This window comes from Streptomyces sp. NPDC051018 (genome assembly GCF_044456085.1).
Taxonomy (GTDB): domain Bacteria; phylum Actinomycetota; class Actinomycetes; order Streptomycetales; family Streptomycetaceae; genus Streptomyces.
In genome coordinates this window covers 117,563-134,427 of the sequence record NZ_JBITFN010000020.1, presented here as the reverse complement: position 1 = coordinate 134,427, position 16,865 = coordinate 117,563, and the positions used below count along the sequence as shown (strand labels likewise).

Here is a 16,865-nt window from a genome sequence, read left to right as displayed (position 1 = left end):
CCCTACCTCCAGATCAAGAACACCGACGGCTTCCGCGACGTCGCCGGACGCGCCGCAGCCCTCGGCTACGACGGCAAATGGGTCCTCCACCCCGGCCAGATCGACGCCGCCAACGACGTCTTCTCCCCCTCCCAGAACGACTTCGACCACGCCGAACTCATCCTCGACGCCTACGACTACCACACCTCCGACGCAGGCGGCCGCAAAGGCTCCGCCATGCTCGGCGACGAAATGATCGACGAAGCCTCCCGCAAAATGGCCCTCGTCATCTCCGGCAAAGGCCGCGCCGCCGGCATGACCCGCACCAGCACATTCCACCCCCCGGAGGCATGATTCCGGGCCCTGACCGGCCGTCTCTCCCGGCTGCCAGACCGCCTCCCGCGCCATGTCATAGCCGACACCTATGGGACCCAAAGCAATACCAAGGATTTACTGATGGCCTTGGGCGGCCTAGCGTGCCGGTGAGAGCACCGCGCGGGACCCGTCCCTCCATCTGCCGGTTCTCCATGCCCGCGGGGCAGGCGCCAGCCCCCGAAGCCCACGGCCCGACCTCTGACATCCACCGATCACACCGAGGCCCTGCTTCGCCACGGCGCGGGCCCGGGCGCGGCGGAACAGCCCGCCCCCACCACACCTCCGCCCCCGGACCCATCCCTGACACGCCCCCGGAAACATCCCCGGACACAAGGAGGAACCCCATGCGTGACGCCGTCATCGTCGATGCCGTGCGTACGGCAGTCGGCAAGCGGAACGGAGCGCTGTCACAGGTCCACTCCGCGTCCCTGTCCGCCCATGTCCTCAACGCCCTGGTGCGGCGCACCGGACTGGACCCGGCCCTGGTCGACGATGTCGTCTGGGGGTGCGTCGGCACGCTCGGCATGCAGACCGGCTGTATCGCGCGGGCCGCCGTACTCGCCGCCGGCTGGCCCGAGTCGGTACCGGGGGTGACCGTCGACCGGCAGTGCGGCTCCTCGCAGCAGGCCGTGCACCAGGCGGCGGCAGGTGTGATCTCCGGTCAGTACGACATCGCGATCGCGGGCGGAGTCGAGAACATGAGCCGGATCCCCCTCGGCTCGACCCGGGCCGACGAGCGGTTCGGCCGCCCCTTCGGCCCGCAGGTGCTCAAGCGCTACAACGGCACGGTCTTCACCCAGTTCGCGGGCGCCCAGCTGATCGCGGAGGAGTTCGGCTTCTCCCGTACCGAGATGGACCAGCACGGCCTGGACTCGCACGCCCGCGCGGCCCGCGCGATCGACGAGGGCCGCTTCACCGGGCAGATCGAACCCATGACGGTAACCGGCGAGGACGGTACGGCCCGGGTCTTCGACACCGACGAAGGCGTACGCCGGGGGTCCACGCTGGAGACCCTGGCGCAGCTCAAGCCGGTCACCGAGGGCGGCGACATCAGCGCGGGCAACGCCTCCCAGGTCTCGGACGGCACCGGAGCGCTGCTGATCACCACCAGCGAGACCGCCGCGCGCAACGGCTGGACCCCGATGGCCCGTATCCACACGGCCGTTGTGGTCGGCTGTGATCCGGTCACCATGCTCAAGGGCCCGATCCCGGCGACCGCGAAGGCACTGAAGAAGGCCGGTCTGTCGATCGGCGACATCGGCGCGTTCGAGATCAACGAGGCATTCGCCTCCGTGAGCCTCGCCTGGCTCCGCGAGACCGGCGCGGACTACGAGCGGATGAACCCGCTCGGCGGCGCGATGGCCCTCGGCCACCCCATCGGCGGTTCCGGCGCCCGTCTGATGACCACCCTGGTCCACCATATGCGCGACAACGGCATCCGCTACGGCCTCCAGTCGATGTGCGAGGGCGGCGGCATGGCCAACGCCACCGTCCTCGAACTCCTCTGAGAACTCCTCCACCCCGGCCGGGACCGGCAGCCGCACGGGCGCCGGTCCCGGCCGCGGTACTGCCCGCCGACGGGTCCGGGCCGGGGGCACGCGCCGGTCGCGACCGACTGACGTCCCCGGCTCGGCGAGCGACCGGCCGCCGGCTCCGTACGGGCACGGGCGAGGTCGAGTACCGGCCTCAGTCCCGATATGGACATGGCCAACTGGCGGGACTACTCTCTGACTTGGTCTAGACCAACGCTGCTTCACGTTCACCATCCCCCCATGTCTGCAGCGCCCCCCCACACCGCCCAGGAGCGAAGCATGCGCAGAAAGCTCACCTCGTCCTTACTCGGTCTCGGCATCGCCGGTGTCACCCTCTTCGCCACGTCCGGCAGCGCGCAGAGCCACGGCTACGTCGACTCCCCCATCAGCCGTTCCCAGCTCTGCGGAATCGGCACCGTCAAGGACTGCGGCCAGATCGAATGGGAGTCCTGGAGCGTCGAGGGCCCCAAGGGCTTCCCCAGCCACGGGCCCGCCGACGGCACGCTCTGCTCCGGCGGCAACGGCCGCTTCTCCGAGCTCGACGACCCCCGCGGCGGAGCCTGGCCCGCCACTCCCGTCAGCAGCGGTGAGAGCCACACCTTCAGCTGGCGGATGGTCGCCCGGCACGCGACGACCGACTTCCGCTACTACATCACCAAGGACGGCTACGACCCCGGCAAGCCGCTGACCCGCGCCGACCTCGAACCCCAGCCCTTCCTCACCGTCCCGTTCGGCGGGCGCCAGCCCGACTACACGGTGACCCACACGGGCACCCTGCCCCAGAAGTCCGGCAAGCACCTGATCCTCGGCGTCTGGACGGTCGCGGACACCGACAACGCGTTCTACGCCTGCTCGGACGTCCAGTACTGAGAAGCGACCGGCTTCCCGCACCGAGACCGGCCTCCCCGACCGGGATCTGAACGGGCGCCGGCACATCACCGGGCGCCGGCGACGCCTCCGTACCCCCGTACGGAACCGGCCTCCTCCGGCACCCGGCCGACCGGGTCCAGCCGCACCCCACCCCCTGCGGCTGGACCCGAGTCCGAGCCTGCGGCCCGCCCCTTTCGCTTCGGCGGGCACACGTCCTGTCTCCGGCTCCCCGATCACTCCCAAGGTCTCCCGAGGTCGCCGCGCGGTTGTACGACATCGGCCGGACGTGCCCCTACACTCCTGAACCATTCGCGAAACGACGGGGGTTGCGCCATGGCTCAGGACGGCAGCGCGAGGGACCGGATCGACACAGGGCGCGCGCATTCGGCCCGTGTGTACGACTACATCCTCGGTGGAAAAGACCACTACCCGGTGGACGCCGAGGCGGGCGACGCGATGGTCGCGGCGCTGCCGTCGCTGCCGGTGACGATGCGCCAGAACCGGCTGTTCATGCACCGCGTGACGCGGTATCTCGCCAAGGAGGCGGGAATCCGCCAGTTCCTCGACATCGGTACGGGCCTGCCGACCTCCCCCAACCTCCACGAGATCGCCCAGCGGGAACGCCCCGACGCCTCGGTCGTCTATGTGGACAACGACCCCATCGTCCTCGCTCACGCGCAGGCGCTCCTCACCAGTTCCCCCCAGGGCCGTACCGCCTATGTCGACGCCGACATACGCCGTCCGGAAACCCTGCTCGAATCCGAGGCGTTCGGGGAACTGGTGGACCTGAAGGAGCCGGTCGGCCTCACGATCATCGCGATGCTGCACTTCCTGCAGATCCCTGAGGGCTACGCCCTGGTCCGGCGGCTGATGGAACCGCTTCCGCCGGGGAGTCATCTCGCCATCGCCACGGGGACGGCGGACTTCGCCCCTCCGGAGGCCGCCCGCAAGATGGTCGCCGAGTACGAGAGCCGGGGCATCCCCATGGTCGCCCGCGACCGCGACCAGGTCGCGGCCTTCTTCGACGGCCTGGAACTCGTCGAGCCGGGCCTCACACAGGTGCACCGCTGGCGGCCCACCGAGGACCAGCGGTCCGTCGACGACCGCGAGGTCGCGATGTACGGAGCGGTGGGCCGCAAGCCCTGATGAGGGGGGCGCGGCCCGGCGTCCCCCATGTCCCCACCCCGAACGGTCCCTCAACACCGCCGCCCGCAGCACCGGGCGGCACCCCGTCTCGCGCCGGGCCGTCGCGCTCCGCTTCCGTGTGAGCGGGCAGGGTACGAGCCGGAGCCCGCGGGTGTCGTACCCCGGTACCAGACGTCCCGAACCACGAACCGTCCGCGGTCGGATGTTCCGCCTCCGTCCGCGGACGAGTATCGGGAACATGATCGAAGTACAGGGACTCACCAAGAGATACGGCACGAGAACCGTCGTCGACAGCCTCGACTTCACCGTGGGCGCGGGCGCCGTCACCGGCTTCCTCGGCCCCAACGGCGCCGGCAAGTCCACCACCATGCGCATGATCCTGGGGCTGGACACACCCACCCGGGGCCGGGCCACCGTCAGGGGCAGAGCGTATGCCCGCCATACCGCGCCGCTGACCGAGGCCGGCGCCCTGCTGGAGGCCCGGTCCCTCCATCCGGGGCGGAGCGCGTACCACCATCTGATGGCGCTGGCGCACACCCATGGCATCCCGAGCAGCCGGGTCCGCCATGTGCTCGACCTCGCCGGGCTCACCGAGGTCGCCCACCGCCGGGTCAAGGGCTTCAGTCTCGGCATGGGGCAGCGACTGGGGATCGCGGGGGCGCTGCTCGGCGATCCGGGCACCCTGATCCTGGACGAGCCGGTCAACGGGCTGGACCCGGAGGGCGTGCTGTGGATCCGCAATCTGCTCAGGTCCCTCGCCGCCGAGGGCCGTACGGTCCTCGTCTCCTCCCATCTGATGAGCGAGATGGCCCTGACCGCCGACCATCTGGTGGTCATCGGGCGCGGCCGGCTGCTGGCCGACACGACGATGGCCGAGTTCGTACGGTCGTCGGGAGCCGACTCGGTCAGGGTCGTCACCCCCGAGGCGGACCGGCTGGCCGGGCTTCTCGCCATCCCCGGGGTGCGCGTCGCCTCCACGGCCCGCGGTGCGCTGGACGTCCACGGCGTGGAGAGCGAGCACATCGGCCGCACCGCCGCGGCCCACGGCATCGCCCTGCATGAACTCACCCCTCGCACCGCCTCGCTGGAACAGGCGTTCATGGACCTCACCCACGGTTCGGTCGAGTACCGGACCGCTTCCCCGGAAGGAGCCGCGGCATGACCGGGTACCGGATCACCCCGGCGCGCGTCGTCCGCGCCGAGTGGCACAAGCTGTGGACGGTCCGCTCCACCTGGATCACCCTGCTGACGGCGGCGGCACTCACCCTCGGCATCGGTGTGACGATGGGCGCGACCTACGAGTCCGGCGGCAATGACTCCGACATGGATGTCGTCGTCCTGACCCTGATCGGCTTCCAGCTCGCGCAGATCGCGATCGCCGTACTGGGCATCCTCGTGACCGCCGGGGAGTACTCGAACGGCATGATCCGTGCCTCCATGACCGCGGTGCCGCGACGGCAGCCGGTGCTCTGGTCCAAGGCGGTGGTCTTCGGCGCCGCTTCTTTCGCGGTCATCCTGGTCACGGCCCTGGTGACCTTCTTCGCCGCCCAGATCTTCTTCTCCGGGACCGACCAGGCCGCCTCGCTGGGTGACCCCGGCGTGATACGCGCGGTCGTCGGCAGCGCGGCGGGAGTGGCGCTGCTGGGGATGATCGCCCTGGGGCTGGGCGCGCTGGTGCGGTCCGTGCCGGGTGCCATCGGAGCCTTCATCGGCGTCGTCCTGGTCCTTCCCCAGGTGCTCACGATGCTCCCCTACGACGTCATGGAGGATGTCGTACGCCACTTCCCGGCCGGGGCGCTGACCTCCCTCAACTCCGCCCAGCCGGTGCCGGACGCCGCCTCGCCCGGAGTTGGCCTCCTCTCCCTCGTCCTGTGGGCGGCGGGGGTGCTCGTCGCGGCCGCCCTGCTGCTGCGACGACGTGACGTATGAACGGCCGCAGGCGAGGATGAGCGGATGAGCGAGCAGCCGAAGGAGTGTGGTGACTCCCGCGACCAGCGCGGATTCACGGTCACGGCCCCCGGGTCCCCGGGGGCGGTGACCCCGCCCGAGGACGGGCGGGCCGCCGGTTCCGATGACCGGCCGCGGTCCGCGGGGGCGGGGCGGACGGAGGCACCCGCCCCGGCCAGGGCGGTCCCTGTCCGTACCGACAGCACGGCGGCACCCATCCGGGCCGGGGAGGCAGGGGCCTTCGTCCCGCAGGGGCAGGCGTCGGAGGCCGTGCCGGACAAGCCGGCCCCCGGCGGTCCGGCCGGGTCGCCCGGGGCTGGCCGGGACGGGGCGCCCGGGGGTAACCCGGCCGGGCTTGCGAGGGCGGCGCCCGCGCGGGCCGGGAGCCCGTCTCCCGGGGCACAGCCGCTGACGGGGTGGCTGAACCGGCTCACCCGGCGGATCCGCGCCTTCGACGCCCGGCTGCCCCTGGTGTGGGATTCGGTGCTGACGGTCTTCTGGCTGCTCGCGGTGGTCATCGATGTCCTGGGCGCGGGCTGGCGTACCACCGCTCATCGTCCGGACACACCTGTCTGGCTGGTGACGGTGATGGCCTTCGGCTTCGCTCTGCCGCTGCTCGTACGCCGCCGTTTTCCGCTCGCCGCGCTGCTCATCACCCTGCCGTTCGCCGTGGCCAACAGTTGGTCCGGTGCCGTACTCCAGGCTTCGTACCTGCAGCTGATCCCCGTTTTCCACATCGCCCTGCGGCTGCCGCTGCGTACCTTGGTCACGGCGCTCGTGGTGGTGGCCGTGCCACGCTCGGTGGAGACGGCTCTCCATCCGGCCGGCGACGGCGCCCCGCAGCTCGTCCCCACTCTCTACGCCTTCGCCCTGGTGGCCCTGCTCGGCATCGCGGTCCGCTCCCGCCAGGAGTACACCGCCTCCCTCGTCGAACGCGCCCGCCGGCTCGAAGTCGAGCGCGACCAGCAGGCGCGGCTCGCCACCGCCGCGGAACGCACCCGGATCGCCCGTGAGATGCACGACATCATCGGCCACAATCTCTCCGTCATCACGGGCCTCGCGGACGGCGGAAAGTACGCGGCGGCCAAGTCGCCCGAGCGCGCGGCCCAGGCCCTGGATGCCATCTCCACCACCAGCAGAGCGGCTCTGACCGAACTGCGGCGGCTGCTGGACGTACTGCGCGAGGAGACGCCGGACGGTCCGGATCGCGCCCCGCAGCCCACCCTCAGTGACCTGGACCGGCTCATCGAAGGTGTACGGGCGGCCGGCCTTCCGGTCCGGATGACGACCACCGGCCGCCCGGCACCGCTGGCGCCCGGCCAGGAGCTGACCGTGTACCGCGTGGTCCAGGAAGCGCTGACCAACACGCTCAAGCACGCGGGACAGGGCGCCTGTGCGGCGGTCGACCTCACCCACACCCACGGCTCGCTCACCGCGACCGTCACCGACACGGGCACCAGCACGGGCACGGGCACGGGAGTGGCCGGGGGCTCCGGCGCCCGCCCGGGCACGGGTACGGCGGCTGCCGGGCGCCGCGGTTCGACCGCCGAGGGCCGCGGCCTTGCGGGTATGCGGGAACGCGCCGCCCTCTACGACGGCACCCTCGAATCCGGCCCGCTTCCCGGCGGCGGCTGGCGGGTGTGCCTCCGGCTCCCTCATCTCACCCACCTCCCCGCGACCGAGGACACCCCACAGTGACAACCGTGCTCATCACCGACGACCAGCCCTGCAGCGCTTCGGCTTCCGGATGCTGCTGGAGAGCCAGGACGACATGACGGTCGTGGGCGAGGCCGCCAACGGCGCCGAGGCGGTGCGTCTGGTCTCCCGCCTCCACCCCGATGTCGTTCTGATGGACATCCGGATGCCGGGCCTCGACGGGATCGAGGCCACCCGCCGGATCGTCTCCGCCGGAGAACGCACACGAGTGCTGATCCTGACGACGTTCGACCTGGACGAGTACGCGTACGACGGCCTGCGCGCCGGCGCGTCCGGCTTTCTGCTCAAGGACGCGCTTCCCGAGGAAGTCCTGGCCGGCATCCGCTCGGTGGCGTCGGGCGACGCGGTGGTGGCTCCGGCCCTGACCCGCAGGCTGCTGGACGCCTTCGCCCACCGGCTTCCGGCGGGAGCGGCCCCGTCCTCCCCGCAGCAGGACAAGAGAATCGCCGCACTCACCGAGAGGGAGAGGGAGATCCTGACCGTCGTCGGCCAGGGCTGGACGAACACGGAGATCGCGGAGCGTCTGCATCTCGCGGAATCGACGGTCAAGACGCATATGTCGAGGATTCTGGCGAAGACGGGCGCGAGGGACAGGGTGCAGGCGGTGATCCTCGCGTACGACACCCGGCTGGTCCACCCCGACTGAGGGAACCCGCCGCCGGTCCGGAACTGCCCGGTCGCGCCCGCCGGATGCGGGGCCCGGGCGGGCGGAGGTCATTCCCGGGCTCCGATGACATCCGCCGGCCGGTCGGCCAGACTTGCCCGGGCCGAGATCATCGTCGTGGCCAGCGCCAGGAACGCGGCGATCGCCACGATGCCCAGATAGGTGAGCGGCGGTGCGTGGAGGGAGGCGCTGCCGGTCATCCCCACGGCGAACGCGGTCAGCGTCGCCCCCGCGATCGAGGTCCCCAGCACCACGGCCAGCAGCACGACCGTGAGCGACTCCATCCGGAGCATCCGCAGCACCTGGCGCCGGGTCGTGCCGACCAGCCGGAGCAGAGCGAACTCCCGGACCCGCCCGCTGGTGGTCATCGCCAGGGTGTTGGCGACGGCGATGGCCGTGAAGGCGATGATCAGGCCCATCGCCACATAGTTGACGGCGGCGTTGGACTGCTGCCGGTCGGCCTGGAGCGAATCCGCCTGATCGCGGTCGAGGACCTCGACGCCGGGGTAGCCCCGTACGGCTGCCGCCACGGCCGTCTTCGTCAGTTCGGTCCTGACGAGGACCGCTGAACTCAGCGGATTGTCGACATGCGCGGCGACCACCTCGTGGGCCATCGTCATATCGCCGAAGCCGAGCCCTCGTTCGTACACCGCGACCACCGTGAGCGGCACCGGGGTCCCGTCTCCCATGGTGACCCGCACCTTGCTGCCGACACCGCCCAGCGTGCCGGCGGCCACATCGCTGACGGCCAGACCGCCTCCGTCCAGGCGGTTCAGGGAGCCGGAGGTGACATTCGGGTCGAGCGTCTCCCGCAGCCCTCTGGGGGTGACGCCCTGGACCTCGTACTTGGCCAGGCCCACCCGTACCGTGCTGCGGACGATCTCGGTGACTGTGCTGACGCCCGGCAGGGCGCGCACCGACTCCGCAGCCGGGCCGGGGACCCCCGGGCCGGACGAGGCGATGGTGTAGTCCGCGATGTTCCCCGCTTTCGCCTGGCTCCGCGCCGCGTTCCCCAGGGTCGACTGGACGAAGACGATGGTGCACGCCATGGCGATGAGCAGGGTGAGGGGAGTGACGGCCCCCGCGAACCTGCGGGTATGGGTACGGGTGTTGGCCATCGCCAGGTACCCGCTGACGCGGGACAGCCGCAGTGGCGCGCCCAGCACGGCGATACCGATCCGGGCGAGGACCGGTCCCAGCAGCGCCACCGCCGACGAGAGCACGATCACGCTCAGATAGGTGACGGGGGAAGCGGCCGGTTCCGTGCGGAGGGCGCTGAGCACCGCCACCAGGACGATACCGGCGACCAGCAGGACCACCCCCGCGACCACCCGCCCACGGGCGAGGCGCCCGCTCTCCACCGCGGCCTCGGACAGCGCCTCGGCGGGACGGATACGGGCCACGCGCCGGGCCGACACCCTGGCCGCCGCCCAGGCACCGAGGACGGACGCGGCCACGGCGGCGAGCATCGGATAGGGGGTGAGCGTCAGTTCCAGCGTGTCGGGGATGGTGCCGAAGCCGATGAACCTGCGATACAGCCAGAAGGCGATCGGCAGTCCGGCGACCGCCCCTGCCCCGCCTGCCAGGAGTCCGATGACGGCGGCTTCGCGGCCGATGAGACCGCGGATCTGTCCGGGGGTGGCGGCCACGGCGCGCAGCAGGGCCAGTTCACGGTAGCGCTGCTGGATGGAGAGCGCGAAGGTCCCGACCACGACCAGGACCGCCACCAGCAGGGAGATCGCGGCAATGGCACCCCCCATGCTGATCAGCTGGACCCGCGCCTTGCCGGCGTCGAGGAACTCCACGGCTCCCCGGTCCCCGGAACCGTGCACCTGTGCTGTCGTACCGGCGAGGGCACGGGAGAGGGAACGCTGAAGCCCGCCGGGATCGGCGCCCCGGTCGGCGATGACGCCGATGACGGCCACCCTGCCCGCACGTCCGCTCAGTCGCTCCGCCTCCCCGTCCGCGAAGAACAGGGACGACTGCTCCCTCAGGTCGCCGTCACGGGGCGCGGCGATTCCGGACACGCGATACGCGGTGGGCGCGCCGGTGGACTGCACGGTGACCCGGTCACCTGCCCCGAGACCGGCCCTGGAGGCGAGGTCCCGGTCGAGCACCACCTCGTCGGATGCGCCTGGGGCCCGTCCCGCCACCAGGGCGAACGGCGTCAGGGCGGCGGAACTCCAGGAATGGCCCCATGATTCCTTGCCGTCGGGTCCGGGGACGACCCGTCCGCCGGAGGTGACCGCGTAGGCGGGGAAGGTCAGTTCGGGCACGGCCGCCTCGACTCCGGGAACGGCGGCGACCCTGGCGGTGAGACCGGCGGGCAGCCAGACGCGCTCCGCGAGCGGTTTGGCCTTGTGCTTGACCTTCTTCTTGCCCTTCTTCTCCTTGACCTTCATCTGGTGGACGTTCTGATCGCCGGCGACCACGACGGTTACCGCCGCATAGCGCTCGGTCCTGATCTTTCCGGTCAGTCCGGTCACGAGGAGGGTGCCACAGGCGGTGACGAGCGCCGCGGCGCACAGCAGTGCCAGGAAGGCCCCGATGAAGCCGCCCTTGCGGAATCGCAGGGTGCTCAGGGCGTACCGCATCATCGGGACCACGCTCCCAGGTGCGTCATACGGTCGGCGATCCGGTCGGCCGTGGGATGGATCATGCGGTCCACGAGCCCGCCGTCCGCGAGAAAGAGAACGTCGTGCGCATAGGCCCCGGCGACCGGATCGTGGGTGACCAGGACGACGGTCTGCCCGGCCTCGTCCACACAGCTGCGGAGCAGGGTGAGGATCTCCTTGGCGGTCACGGTGTCCAGGGCGCCGGTCGGTTCGTCGGCGAAGACGACATCGGGCCGGGTGATCAGGGCGCGAGCGATGGCGACCCGCTGCTGCTGGCCGCCGGACAGCTGGGCGGGCCGATGGCCCTCCCGTCCGGCGAGACCCACGCGGTGGATGATCTGGTCCAGCCATCCACCGTCGGGACGCCGGCGCGCGAGACGCAGCGGCAGGGTGATGTTCTGCCGGACCGTCAGGGACGGGACGAGGTTGAACGCCTGGAAGACAAAGCCGACGCGCTGTCTGCGCAGATGGGTGAGCCGGGTCTCGTCCATCCCCGACAACTCGGTACCGGCGATCCTGACGGAGCCGGAGGTGGGCTGGTCCAAGCCCGCCGCACAGTGCAGGAAGGTGCTCTTCCCCGAGCCGGACGGGCCCATGACGGCGGTGAAGCTGCCCTGGGGAATGGTGACGGAGACATCCCTCAGCGCGGTGACGGCATGGGCACCACGGCCGTGGACCTTGCTGACGGCTTCGAGTTGCACGGCACGGCCGGCCGCGGATTCCCGCTCGGCCTCCGCCGTCCTGCGCCGCCTCATGAGCGCTCGGCGCCTTCCCGGTCGGACTCGTGCCCTGCGGCCGGAGACTGTTCCTGGTCGGGCGCCGGCAGGGCGAAGAACCGGGTCAGCACGGTCCGGGCGCCCTCCGGTGCCTCGTCCCCGGTGCGCTTGTACCGGTTGATCAGGGCGATGTACTCCTCGAAGAAGGAGCGGAGTTCATCAAGGGTCAGCCTCATCGAGCCACGGGAGTGGAGAAATCCGTCCATCCACTCCCCGAGGTCGTCGCTCTGCTGCTGCAGCCGCTCGAACATCTCGACATCCGCGGCATAGGCCCGCCGGTGCATCTCGTCGACGACAAGGCGCATCTCACCGCTCTGGCCACTGCGCTCGGGGAAGCGGAGATCAGCACGTACGACCCGCCACCACCGCTCGCGTCCGTGCCCCTCCTCCTTCAGGTCCTCCTCGATGAAGCCGTGGCGCGCCAGCTCCCTCAGGTGGTAGCTGGTGGCGCCGGTATTGAGGTCCAGATCCCGCGCGAGCATCGCCGACGTGGCCGATTCGAGCAGGGTGAGCTGCTGAATGATCTGGTACCGGCGCGGGTGGCTGAGCGCCTTCAGCGCGGCGAGATCGTCGATCCTTCGTGACTCCGGTGCTTGCGACATGAGTACACAATTTCATGTGCACAGAGAATTATGCAATCACCCTCACGGATGAATGCCGGGTCGATTCGTGTGCCGGACAACCCCGGCGGGTCGGCGTCAGCGGCGTACAGGGCCCGTCCGCCGATGGATCCGATACGGGCAGCGCGGAACCGCCCGGCCGGTACAGGCAGAGCGAAACCGCCGGTTCGGCCCGGGGAAGGCAGAGGCCCGGGGAAGGCAGAGGCGTGGAGAGCGAGGCGGAGGTGATCACCCGGAGCGCGGGGCCTCGCGGTCCCGTGCTCTCGCCCGCAGCACGCGGGCGGCCGTCGATCCCGGAACGACGTTGTTGCAGTAGTCGTAGGGAGTGGTGTCACGATCGGACGGGCGCAGCGTCAGGGAGTAGCCCCGAGGGCTGGGAAGCCCAGCCGGAAGGCCGACCTCCGGCGGTAGGCACACCACCACCGGGAACTCTGCGAACAGCGCCCCCAGCCGCGCGCGTACGGACGCCGAGGTGAGGGCATCCGGCGCGATCTCGACCTGGAACAGCACCACCCCGGCCTCCGTCAGCCGCCGCAACGCGTCCGTATCGTCGAACAGACTCACATCGTCGGGTTCCAGGAAGAAACCGTTGGCGATCTTCGGCAGCGACAGCCTGGCGAGGCGCCCGAGGTCGTGCGCGAAGGCTTGCTTCTTCGCGGGATCGACTGGCGTGAACTCGTAGTAGTCGGCCCCCAGCCGCTCCAGAACACCCGCCATCTCGTCATCGGTGAAACCGTCCGCCCGCTCGAACGAGACAGCCACGGAGGCCGGCCGTCCGCCCGCTTCCATCACGGCAACGGCGGCCTCCTCGTCCAGGCGCCCCCGCCGTGGCGCGTGCTCCCGGGCCACGGTGACACCGACCAGGTTCGCACCGCCGAGCAGGGTGGACCGGTTCCAGGTCACCACCTGATTCAGCTTCAGTACGGGCCCCCGCCACCGGTCCAGCCGGACCAGGAGTTCGGCGGCCCGGCGGCGCTCCTCATCGACGGACGCGGCGACGTCCGTCGCATCAGGCGCGTCCGCTGCCCCGGGTGTGCCGAACCTCTCCGCCGCCCCGGGCCTGATGGGCGCGTCCGCCGCCCGGGGCGGGCCCGTCCCGTCAGGCGCCTCCGTCCCGGCCTGTGTACCGTCCGGATCGCCCGAGCCGGGGCACCGGGGCACCGCGAGCGCCCGTTCGAGCCACCTGCGGGCCTCCTCGCCCCGTCCGCATTCCACCAAATAGTCACCCAGAACCACCATGGCCCTCACGGCGACAGAAGAGCCGCCGCCCGTGCCCAGGCCGGCCAGTCCGACGAGGATCTCCTCGGCGCGTCCGCCCTGCCCACGGTCCAGCAGCAACAGTGCCTTCTGGAATCTCAGTTCGGCGGACATACGACCATTGTCACCCGTCGCCGTGTCCGGCCCGCAGCTGGATTCGTCCCCGTTCATGCGTCCCTCGGACTGCCTCGGGCAAGGCGCCGGCCTCACGGCAGACCGCAGGACGCCTTCTACAGTTGGGTCCCATGGATTCACCAGCATCCCGGAGCCGGGCCGGTCAGATCACCTGGGCACGGCGGTCGGACATCCCACCCGGCGCCGCCACCGCGGAACAAGTGGCCCTGATGGACTCCCTGGTGAACGGCACGGTGTCGGCTCCGGAATTCGCCCGGTCCTGGCTCGCGGCCCGCCGTGAGGCCCTCTGGCGGAACGAACGACTGCGGGAACCTTTCTCCGCGGCGCTCGACCGGGTTTTCTGGGCCCTGGAGGACTACTCCATCGATCCCGCGCTGCGCGACGAGACCGATCTGACGGACCCGGAACTGGTCGCGACCATCCGCGCGGTCCTCTCCGAGATCGACCGGCTCGGCTGACGGACGGCCGGATCCAGACCGCCCGATCCGCCCGATCCGCCCGGAGCTCCCGGACCCGCCCGAAACCAGCCGGATCACCGGCAGTGCGGCGGCGGGCAGGAAAAGGAAAATCCCGCCCGCCTGCCGGGTCAATACAGCTATGCGGGCAGAGTGATCGCGTACGCCTTGCGGAGCGTCTCATGAACGGTCCAGGTCGTACGGTCCCCCCGGCGCAGCACCCCGAGGTCACCCGGACCGATGTCGAGCGTCGGGCCGCCCTCGATCTCGACGGTGGCACGGCCGCTGACGACGACGAAGAGTTCGTCCTCCTCCGTGTCGGTCACCACGCCCGGTGTGATCTGCCAGATACCGCGCAGTTGCCGCCCGTCCCGGGACTCCCACAGCAGCTTTCCGGTGACCTCGGGGGTGCCGGAGACGATCTGTGAGGGATCGAGCGGGTCGGGTTCGAGTGAGGCGTCGGGGATGTGCACGGCGAAGCTCTGGTCCATGGCCGGGGCGGTACCTTCCGTTACGTACGGCTGCGTGTGGCTGCGCTTGGCTGAATCTTTTCGCCGACGATCTCATGGCCGGAGTACGCGGCCCCCAGCCGGGGCAGCGTCAACCGCTCCCTCTCACGAGCCCGGCCCGGACCGAACCCGACGGCAGAACCCCCGGCGCCGGTCACAGAGCCCCCGGCTGCGGCACCGGCAAAACGCACCCGCCACCCGAACCCGGACCCGCCACCCGGACCCGAGCAGCGCCAGAGCCAGAGCCAGAGCCCATGGCACCCGTCAGGGGACCCTCAGCCGACCGCCGGTACCGGAGCCTCAGCCCCGTTCCGGCCCCGCCGCCACCGGGCGGGACGGATCGCGGGACCACTCCGACCAGGAACCCGCATACAGAGCCGATCGGAAGCCCGCCAGTTCAAGGGCGAGTACCAGCTGGGCACCCGAGACACCCGAGCCACAGTAGACACCGATCGTCTCACCGGCGCCACCCCCACCACGGGCATCGCCAGCCCCACCGAACTCTTCCGAACGACCCGCCTCACCCTCTGCGCCAACCGATCCCCTGTCACCCGGACCAGCCACCCCACCGGCACCCAACGCGGCGAACCGCGACCCCAGCAGCCCGGCGGACAGAAAACGGCCGTCCTCGCCCAGATTCTCCGTGGTCGGCGCCGACACCGCGCCCGGGATATGCCCGGCCACGGGGTCGATCGGCTCCACCTCGCCCCGGTAGCGCTCCCCCGCCCGGGCGTCCAGCAGGAGCCCCGTACGGGCGAGGGCCGCCGCGGTGTCCGCCGTCAGCAGCGGGAGGGCTCCGGGCACCGGCTTGAAATCACCCTCCACCGGGTCGGGGGTCACGCTCTCCAGCGGGCCGGTCCACGCCGGGAGCCCGCCGTCCAGGACGCGGACGTCCGTATGACCGGTCCAGCGCAGCAGCCACCAGGCGCGTGCCGCTCCCCAGCCCTTGTCCGCGTCGTAGACCACCACGGAGGAGTCCGACGAGACTCCGGCCCGCCGCATCACCGCGCCGAACGCCTCGGGGTCCGGGAGCGGATGGCGGCCGCCGTCGCCCGGCTGACCTGCCAGTTCGGCGTCCAGGTCGACGAAGACCGCGCCGGGGATGTGCCCGGCGTCGTACTCGGGCCGCCCGTGCGGCCCGCCGAGCCGGTAGCGGACGTCCAGAAGAATCGGCGGGTTGGGCCCGGCCAGCGCACTCGCGAGACCGGCCGCGGAGATGATGGGCTTCATGGGGGTCATCCTCGCGCAGCGGCGGGCCGTCCCATAATGGCTCAGAACCGGATGTGCCTCGCTGGAACGGGTACCCCTCCGTCGGGAACCCGCCAAATGCGGCGCGGCCGGGGCGCACCCGGCACCGGGGGGTGGAACCATGCGCACGGGGCGCATCGCTATCCGCACGAGAAACGCCCCGTCCCCCCGCACGGCCACCACGATGGTCCGAGGAGAGAGTGACGATGACCGAGGCGACTCGGCACACACCCGGCGCACCCTGCTGGGTGAGCTTGATGGTGCACGGCCTTGACGCGACCCAGGCGTTCTACGGCGAACTGTTCGGCTGGGAGTTCTCCCCCGGTCCGCAGCAGCTCGGCCCCTATGTCCGGGCCCTGCTCGACGGCAAGGAGATCGCGGGAATCGGACGGCTGCCCGCCGACCGGCGGCTGCCCGTCGCGTGGACGCCGTATCTGGCGACGGACGATGTGAACAGCACGGCCGAACTGCTGCGGTGCTGCGGCGGCACGGTCGGGGTGGGGCCGCTGGACGCGGAGGACGCCGGCCGGCTGGCCATCGTGACGGACCCGGCGGGTGCGGTGTTCGGGCTGTGGCAGGCCGCCGCCCATCGTGGTACCGCCGCGCACGGCACCCAGGGGACGCCCGTCTGGAACGAGTTGCTGACGGCGGAGACCTCGTCGGTCGCCAAGTTCTACCAGACCGTGTTCGGTTATGAGCTGGAGCCCGTCGGGACCCCGGGCCACGACTATGTGACCCTGCGGCTGGCGGGCCGTCCCGTAGCGGCGCTCCATGGCGTCGGGGCCACGCTCCCGCGTGACCGGGGGACGTACTGGATGACGTATTTCGAGGTCGAGGACCCGGACACGACCGCCCTCCAGGTGACCGCACTGGGCGGCCATGTCCTGGACCCGCCCCAGGAGAGCCCTCATGGCCGGATCGCGACGGTCGCCGATCCGGAGGGCGCGGTGTTCACCGTCGTACGGTCGAACGGGTGACGGGACCGGCTCCACCGGGACGGGTGGCCGTCACCGTCGTACGC

At 71.1% G+C, this 16,865-nt stretch carries 14 protein-coding genes and 2 pseudogenes; 10 read left to right on the top strand and 6 right to left on the bottom strand.

Annotation, left to right across the window (positions count from 1 at the left end; translation table 11 throughout):
- From ACIBCM_RS28440 to ACIBCM_RS28405, 8 genes and pseudogenes are all read left to right on the top strand, one after another.
- A pseudogene (locus ACIBCM_RS28440) lies at nucleotides 1-333 on the top strand (CoA ester lyase); the annotation flags it as partial.
- Between the two features lie 365 nt (nucleotides 334-698).
- The gene (locus ACIBCM_RS28435; RefSeq protein WP_399248052.1) at nucleotides 699-1,862 is read left to right on the top strand and encodes a thiolase family protein; all 1,164 of its coding nucleotides are present in this window, start codon (nucleotides 699-701) and stop codon (nucleotides 1,860-1,862) included.
- 303 nt (nucleotides 1,863-2,165) lie between these two features.
- The gene (locus tag ACIBCM_RS28430; RefSeq protein WP_399248065.1) at nucleotides 2,166-2,756 is read left to right on the top strand and encodes a lytic polysaccharide monooxygenase; all 591 of its coding nucleotides are present in this window, start codon (nucleotides 2,166-2,168) and stop codon (nucleotides 2,754-2,756) included.
- A 333-nt stretch (nucleotides 2,757-3,089) separates the two neighbouring features.
- Nucleotides 3,090-3,902, top strand: coding sequence for an SAM-dependent methyltransferase (locus ACIBCM_RS28425; protein ID WP_399248050.1), 813 nt, complete (start codon nucleotides 3,090-3,092; stop codon nucleotides 3,900-3,902).
- Nucleotides 3,903-4,140: 238 nt separating this feature from the next.
- The gene (locus tag ACIBCM_RS28420) at nucleotides 4,141-5,064 is read left to right on the top strand and encodes an ABC transporter ATP-binding protein (RefSeq protein WP_399248048.1); all 924 of its coding nucleotides are present in this window, start codon (nucleotides 4,141-4,143) and stop codon (nucleotides 5,062-5,064) included.
- Nucleotides 5,061-5,831: an ABC transporter permease gene (locus ACIBCM_RS28415; protein WP_399248046.1), complete on the top strand. Its 771-nt coding sequence runs from the start codon at nucleotides 5,061-5,063 to the stop codon at nucleotides 5,829-5,831. The genes ACIBCM_RS28420 and ACIBCM_RS28415 overlap by 4 nt, the downstream gene beginning before the upstream one ends.
- Nucleotides 5,832-6,257: 426 nt before the next feature.
- Nucleotides 6,258-7,547 (top strand): sensor histidine kinase, encoded by a 1,290-nt coding sequence (locus ACIBCM_RS28410; protein ID WP_399248063.1) that lies wholly within the window; start codon nucleotides 6,258-6,260, stop codon nucleotides 7,545-7,547.
- Nucleotides 7,544-8,211 (top strand): annotated as a pseudogene (locus ACIBCM_RS28405) (response regulator). Before ACIBCM_RS28410 ends, ACIBCM_RS28405 begins: the two are co-directional and overlap by 4 nt.
- Before the next feature lie 68 nt (nucleotides 8,212-8,279).
- Here the strand turns inward: ACIBCM_RS28405 and ACIBCM_RS28400 are convergent.
- The 4 genes from ACIBCM_RS28400 to ACIBCM_RS28385 all read right to left on the bottom strand — a co-directional run bounded on the left by ACIBCM_RS28400 (nucleotide 8,280) and on the right by ACIBCM_RS28385 (nucleotide 13,611).
- Nucleotides 8,280-10,826, bottom strand: a complete 2,547-nt coding sequence (locus ACIBCM_RS28400; RefSeq protein ID WP_399248044.1) for an FtsX-like permease family protein — start codon at nucleotides 10,824-10,826, stop codon at nucleotides 8,280-8,282.
- Nucleotides 10,823-11,599: an ABC transporter ATP-binding protein gene (locus tag ACIBCM_RS28395; RefSeq protein WP_399248042.1), complete on the bottom strand. Its 777-nt coding sequence runs from the start codon at nucleotides 11,597-11,599 to the stop codon at nucleotides 10,823-10,825. Before ACIBCM_RS28395 ends, ACIBCM_RS28400 begins: the two co-directional genes overlap by 4 nt.
- Entirely contained in the window at nucleotides 11,596-12,222 is a 627-nt protein-coding gene (locus ACIBCM_RS28390; RefSeq protein WP_399248040.1) for a helix-turn-helix domain-containing protein, read from the bottom strand. Before ACIBCM_RS28390 ends, ACIBCM_RS28395 begins: the two co-directional genes overlap by 4 nt.
- Before the next feature lie 246 nt (nucleotides 12,223-12,468).
- The gene (locus ACIBCM_RS28385) at nucleotides 12,469-13,611 is read right to left on the bottom strand and encodes a hypothetical protein (protein ID WP_399248038.1); all 1,143 of its coding nucleotides are present in this window, start codon (nucleotides 13,609-13,611) and stop codon (nucleotides 12,469-12,471) included.
- A gap of 131 nt (nucleotides 13,612-13,742) precedes the next feature.
- Between ACIBCM_RS28385 and ACIBCM_RS28380 the strand changes: the two genes are divergently transcribed.
- The gene (locus tag ACIBCM_RS28380; protein WP_399248036.1) at nucleotides 13,743-14,090 is read left to right on the top strand and encodes a colicin immunity domain-containing protein; all 348 of its coding nucleotides are present in this window, start codon (nucleotides 13,743-13,745) and stop codon (nucleotides 14,088-14,090) included.
- Between the two features lie 137 nt (nucleotides 14,091-14,227).
- Here ACIBCM_RS28380 and ACIBCM_RS28375 read toward each other — a convergent pair whose 3' ends face one another.
- Nucleotides 14,228-14,578, bottom strand: a complete 351-nt coding sequence (locus ACIBCM_RS28375; protein ID WP_399248034.1) for a cupin domain-containing protein — start codon at nucleotides 14,576-14,578, stop codon at nucleotides 14,228-14,230.
- 318 nt (nucleotides 14,579-14,896) lie between these two features.
- Nucleotides 14,897-15,826, bottom strand: coding sequence for a sulfurtransferase (locus ACIBCM_RS28370; protein WP_399248032.1), 930 nt, complete (start codon nucleotides 15,824-15,826; stop codon nucleotides 14,897-14,899).
- Nucleotides 15,827-16,050: 224 nt separating this feature from the next.
- Here ACIBCM_RS28370 and ACIBCM_RS28365 point away from each other — a divergent pair, with 224 nt between their 5' ends.
- Entirely contained in the window at nucleotides 16,051-16,821 is a 771-nt protein-coding gene (locus ACIBCM_RS28365) for a VOC family protein (protein WP_399248030.1), read from the top strand.
- Nucleotides 16,822-16,865: the final 44 nt, after the last annotated feature.

Coding starts and splice junctions, on each gene's coding strand:
- ACIBCM_RS28380 (WP_399248036.1), top strand. CDS start 13,743: ATGGATTCACCAGCATCCCGGAGCCGGGCCGGTCAGATCACCTGGGCA.
- ACIBCM_RS28385 (WP_399248038.1), bottom strand. CDS start 13,611: ATGTCCGCCGAACTGAGATTCCAGAAGGCACTGTTGCTGCTGGACCGT.
- ACIBCM_RS28415 (WP_399248046.1), top strand. CDS start 5,061: ATGACCGGGTACCGGATCACCCCGGCGCGCGTCGTCCGCGCCGAGTGG.
- ACIBCM_RS28425 (WP_399248050.1), top strand. CDS start 3,090: ATGGCTCAGGACGGCAGCGCGAGGGACCGGATCGACACAGGGCGCGCG.
- ACIBCM_RS28400 (WP_399248044.1), bottom strand. CDS start 10,826: ATGATGCGGTACGCCCTGAGCACCCTGCGATTCCGCAAGGGCGGCTTC.
- ACIBCM_RS28430 (WP_399248065.1), top strand. CDS start 2,166: ATGCGCAGAAAGCTCACCTCGTCCTTACTCGGTCTCGGCATCGCCGGT.
- ACIBCM_RS28370 (WP_399248032.1), bottom strand. CDS start 15,826: ATGAAGCCCATCATCTCCGCGGCCGGTCTCGCGAGTGCGCTGGCCGGG.
- ACIBCM_RS28435 (WP_399248052.1), top strand. CDS start 699: ATGCGTGACGCCGTCATCGTCGATGCCGTGCGTACGGCAGTCGGCAAG.
- ACIBCM_RS28420 (WP_399248048.1), top strand. CDS start 4,141: ATGATCGAAGTACAGGGACTCACCAAGAGATACGGCACGAGAACCGTC.
- ACIBCM_RS28375 (WP_399248034.1), bottom strand. CDS start 14,578: ATGGACCAGAGCTTCGCCGTGCACATCCCCGACGCCTCACTCGAACCC.
- ACIBCM_RS28395 (WP_399248042.1), bottom strand. CDS start 11,599: ATGAGGCGGCGCAGGACGGCGGAGGCCGAGCGGGAATCCGCGGCCGGC.
- ACIBCM_RS28390 (WP_399248040.1), bottom strand. CDS start 12,222: ATGTCGCAAGCACCGGAGTCACGAAGGATCGACGATCTCGCCGCGCTG.
- ACIBCM_RS28365 (WP_399248030.1), top strand. CDS start 16,051: ATGACCGAGGCGACTCGGCACACACCCGGCGCACCCTGCTGGGTGAGC.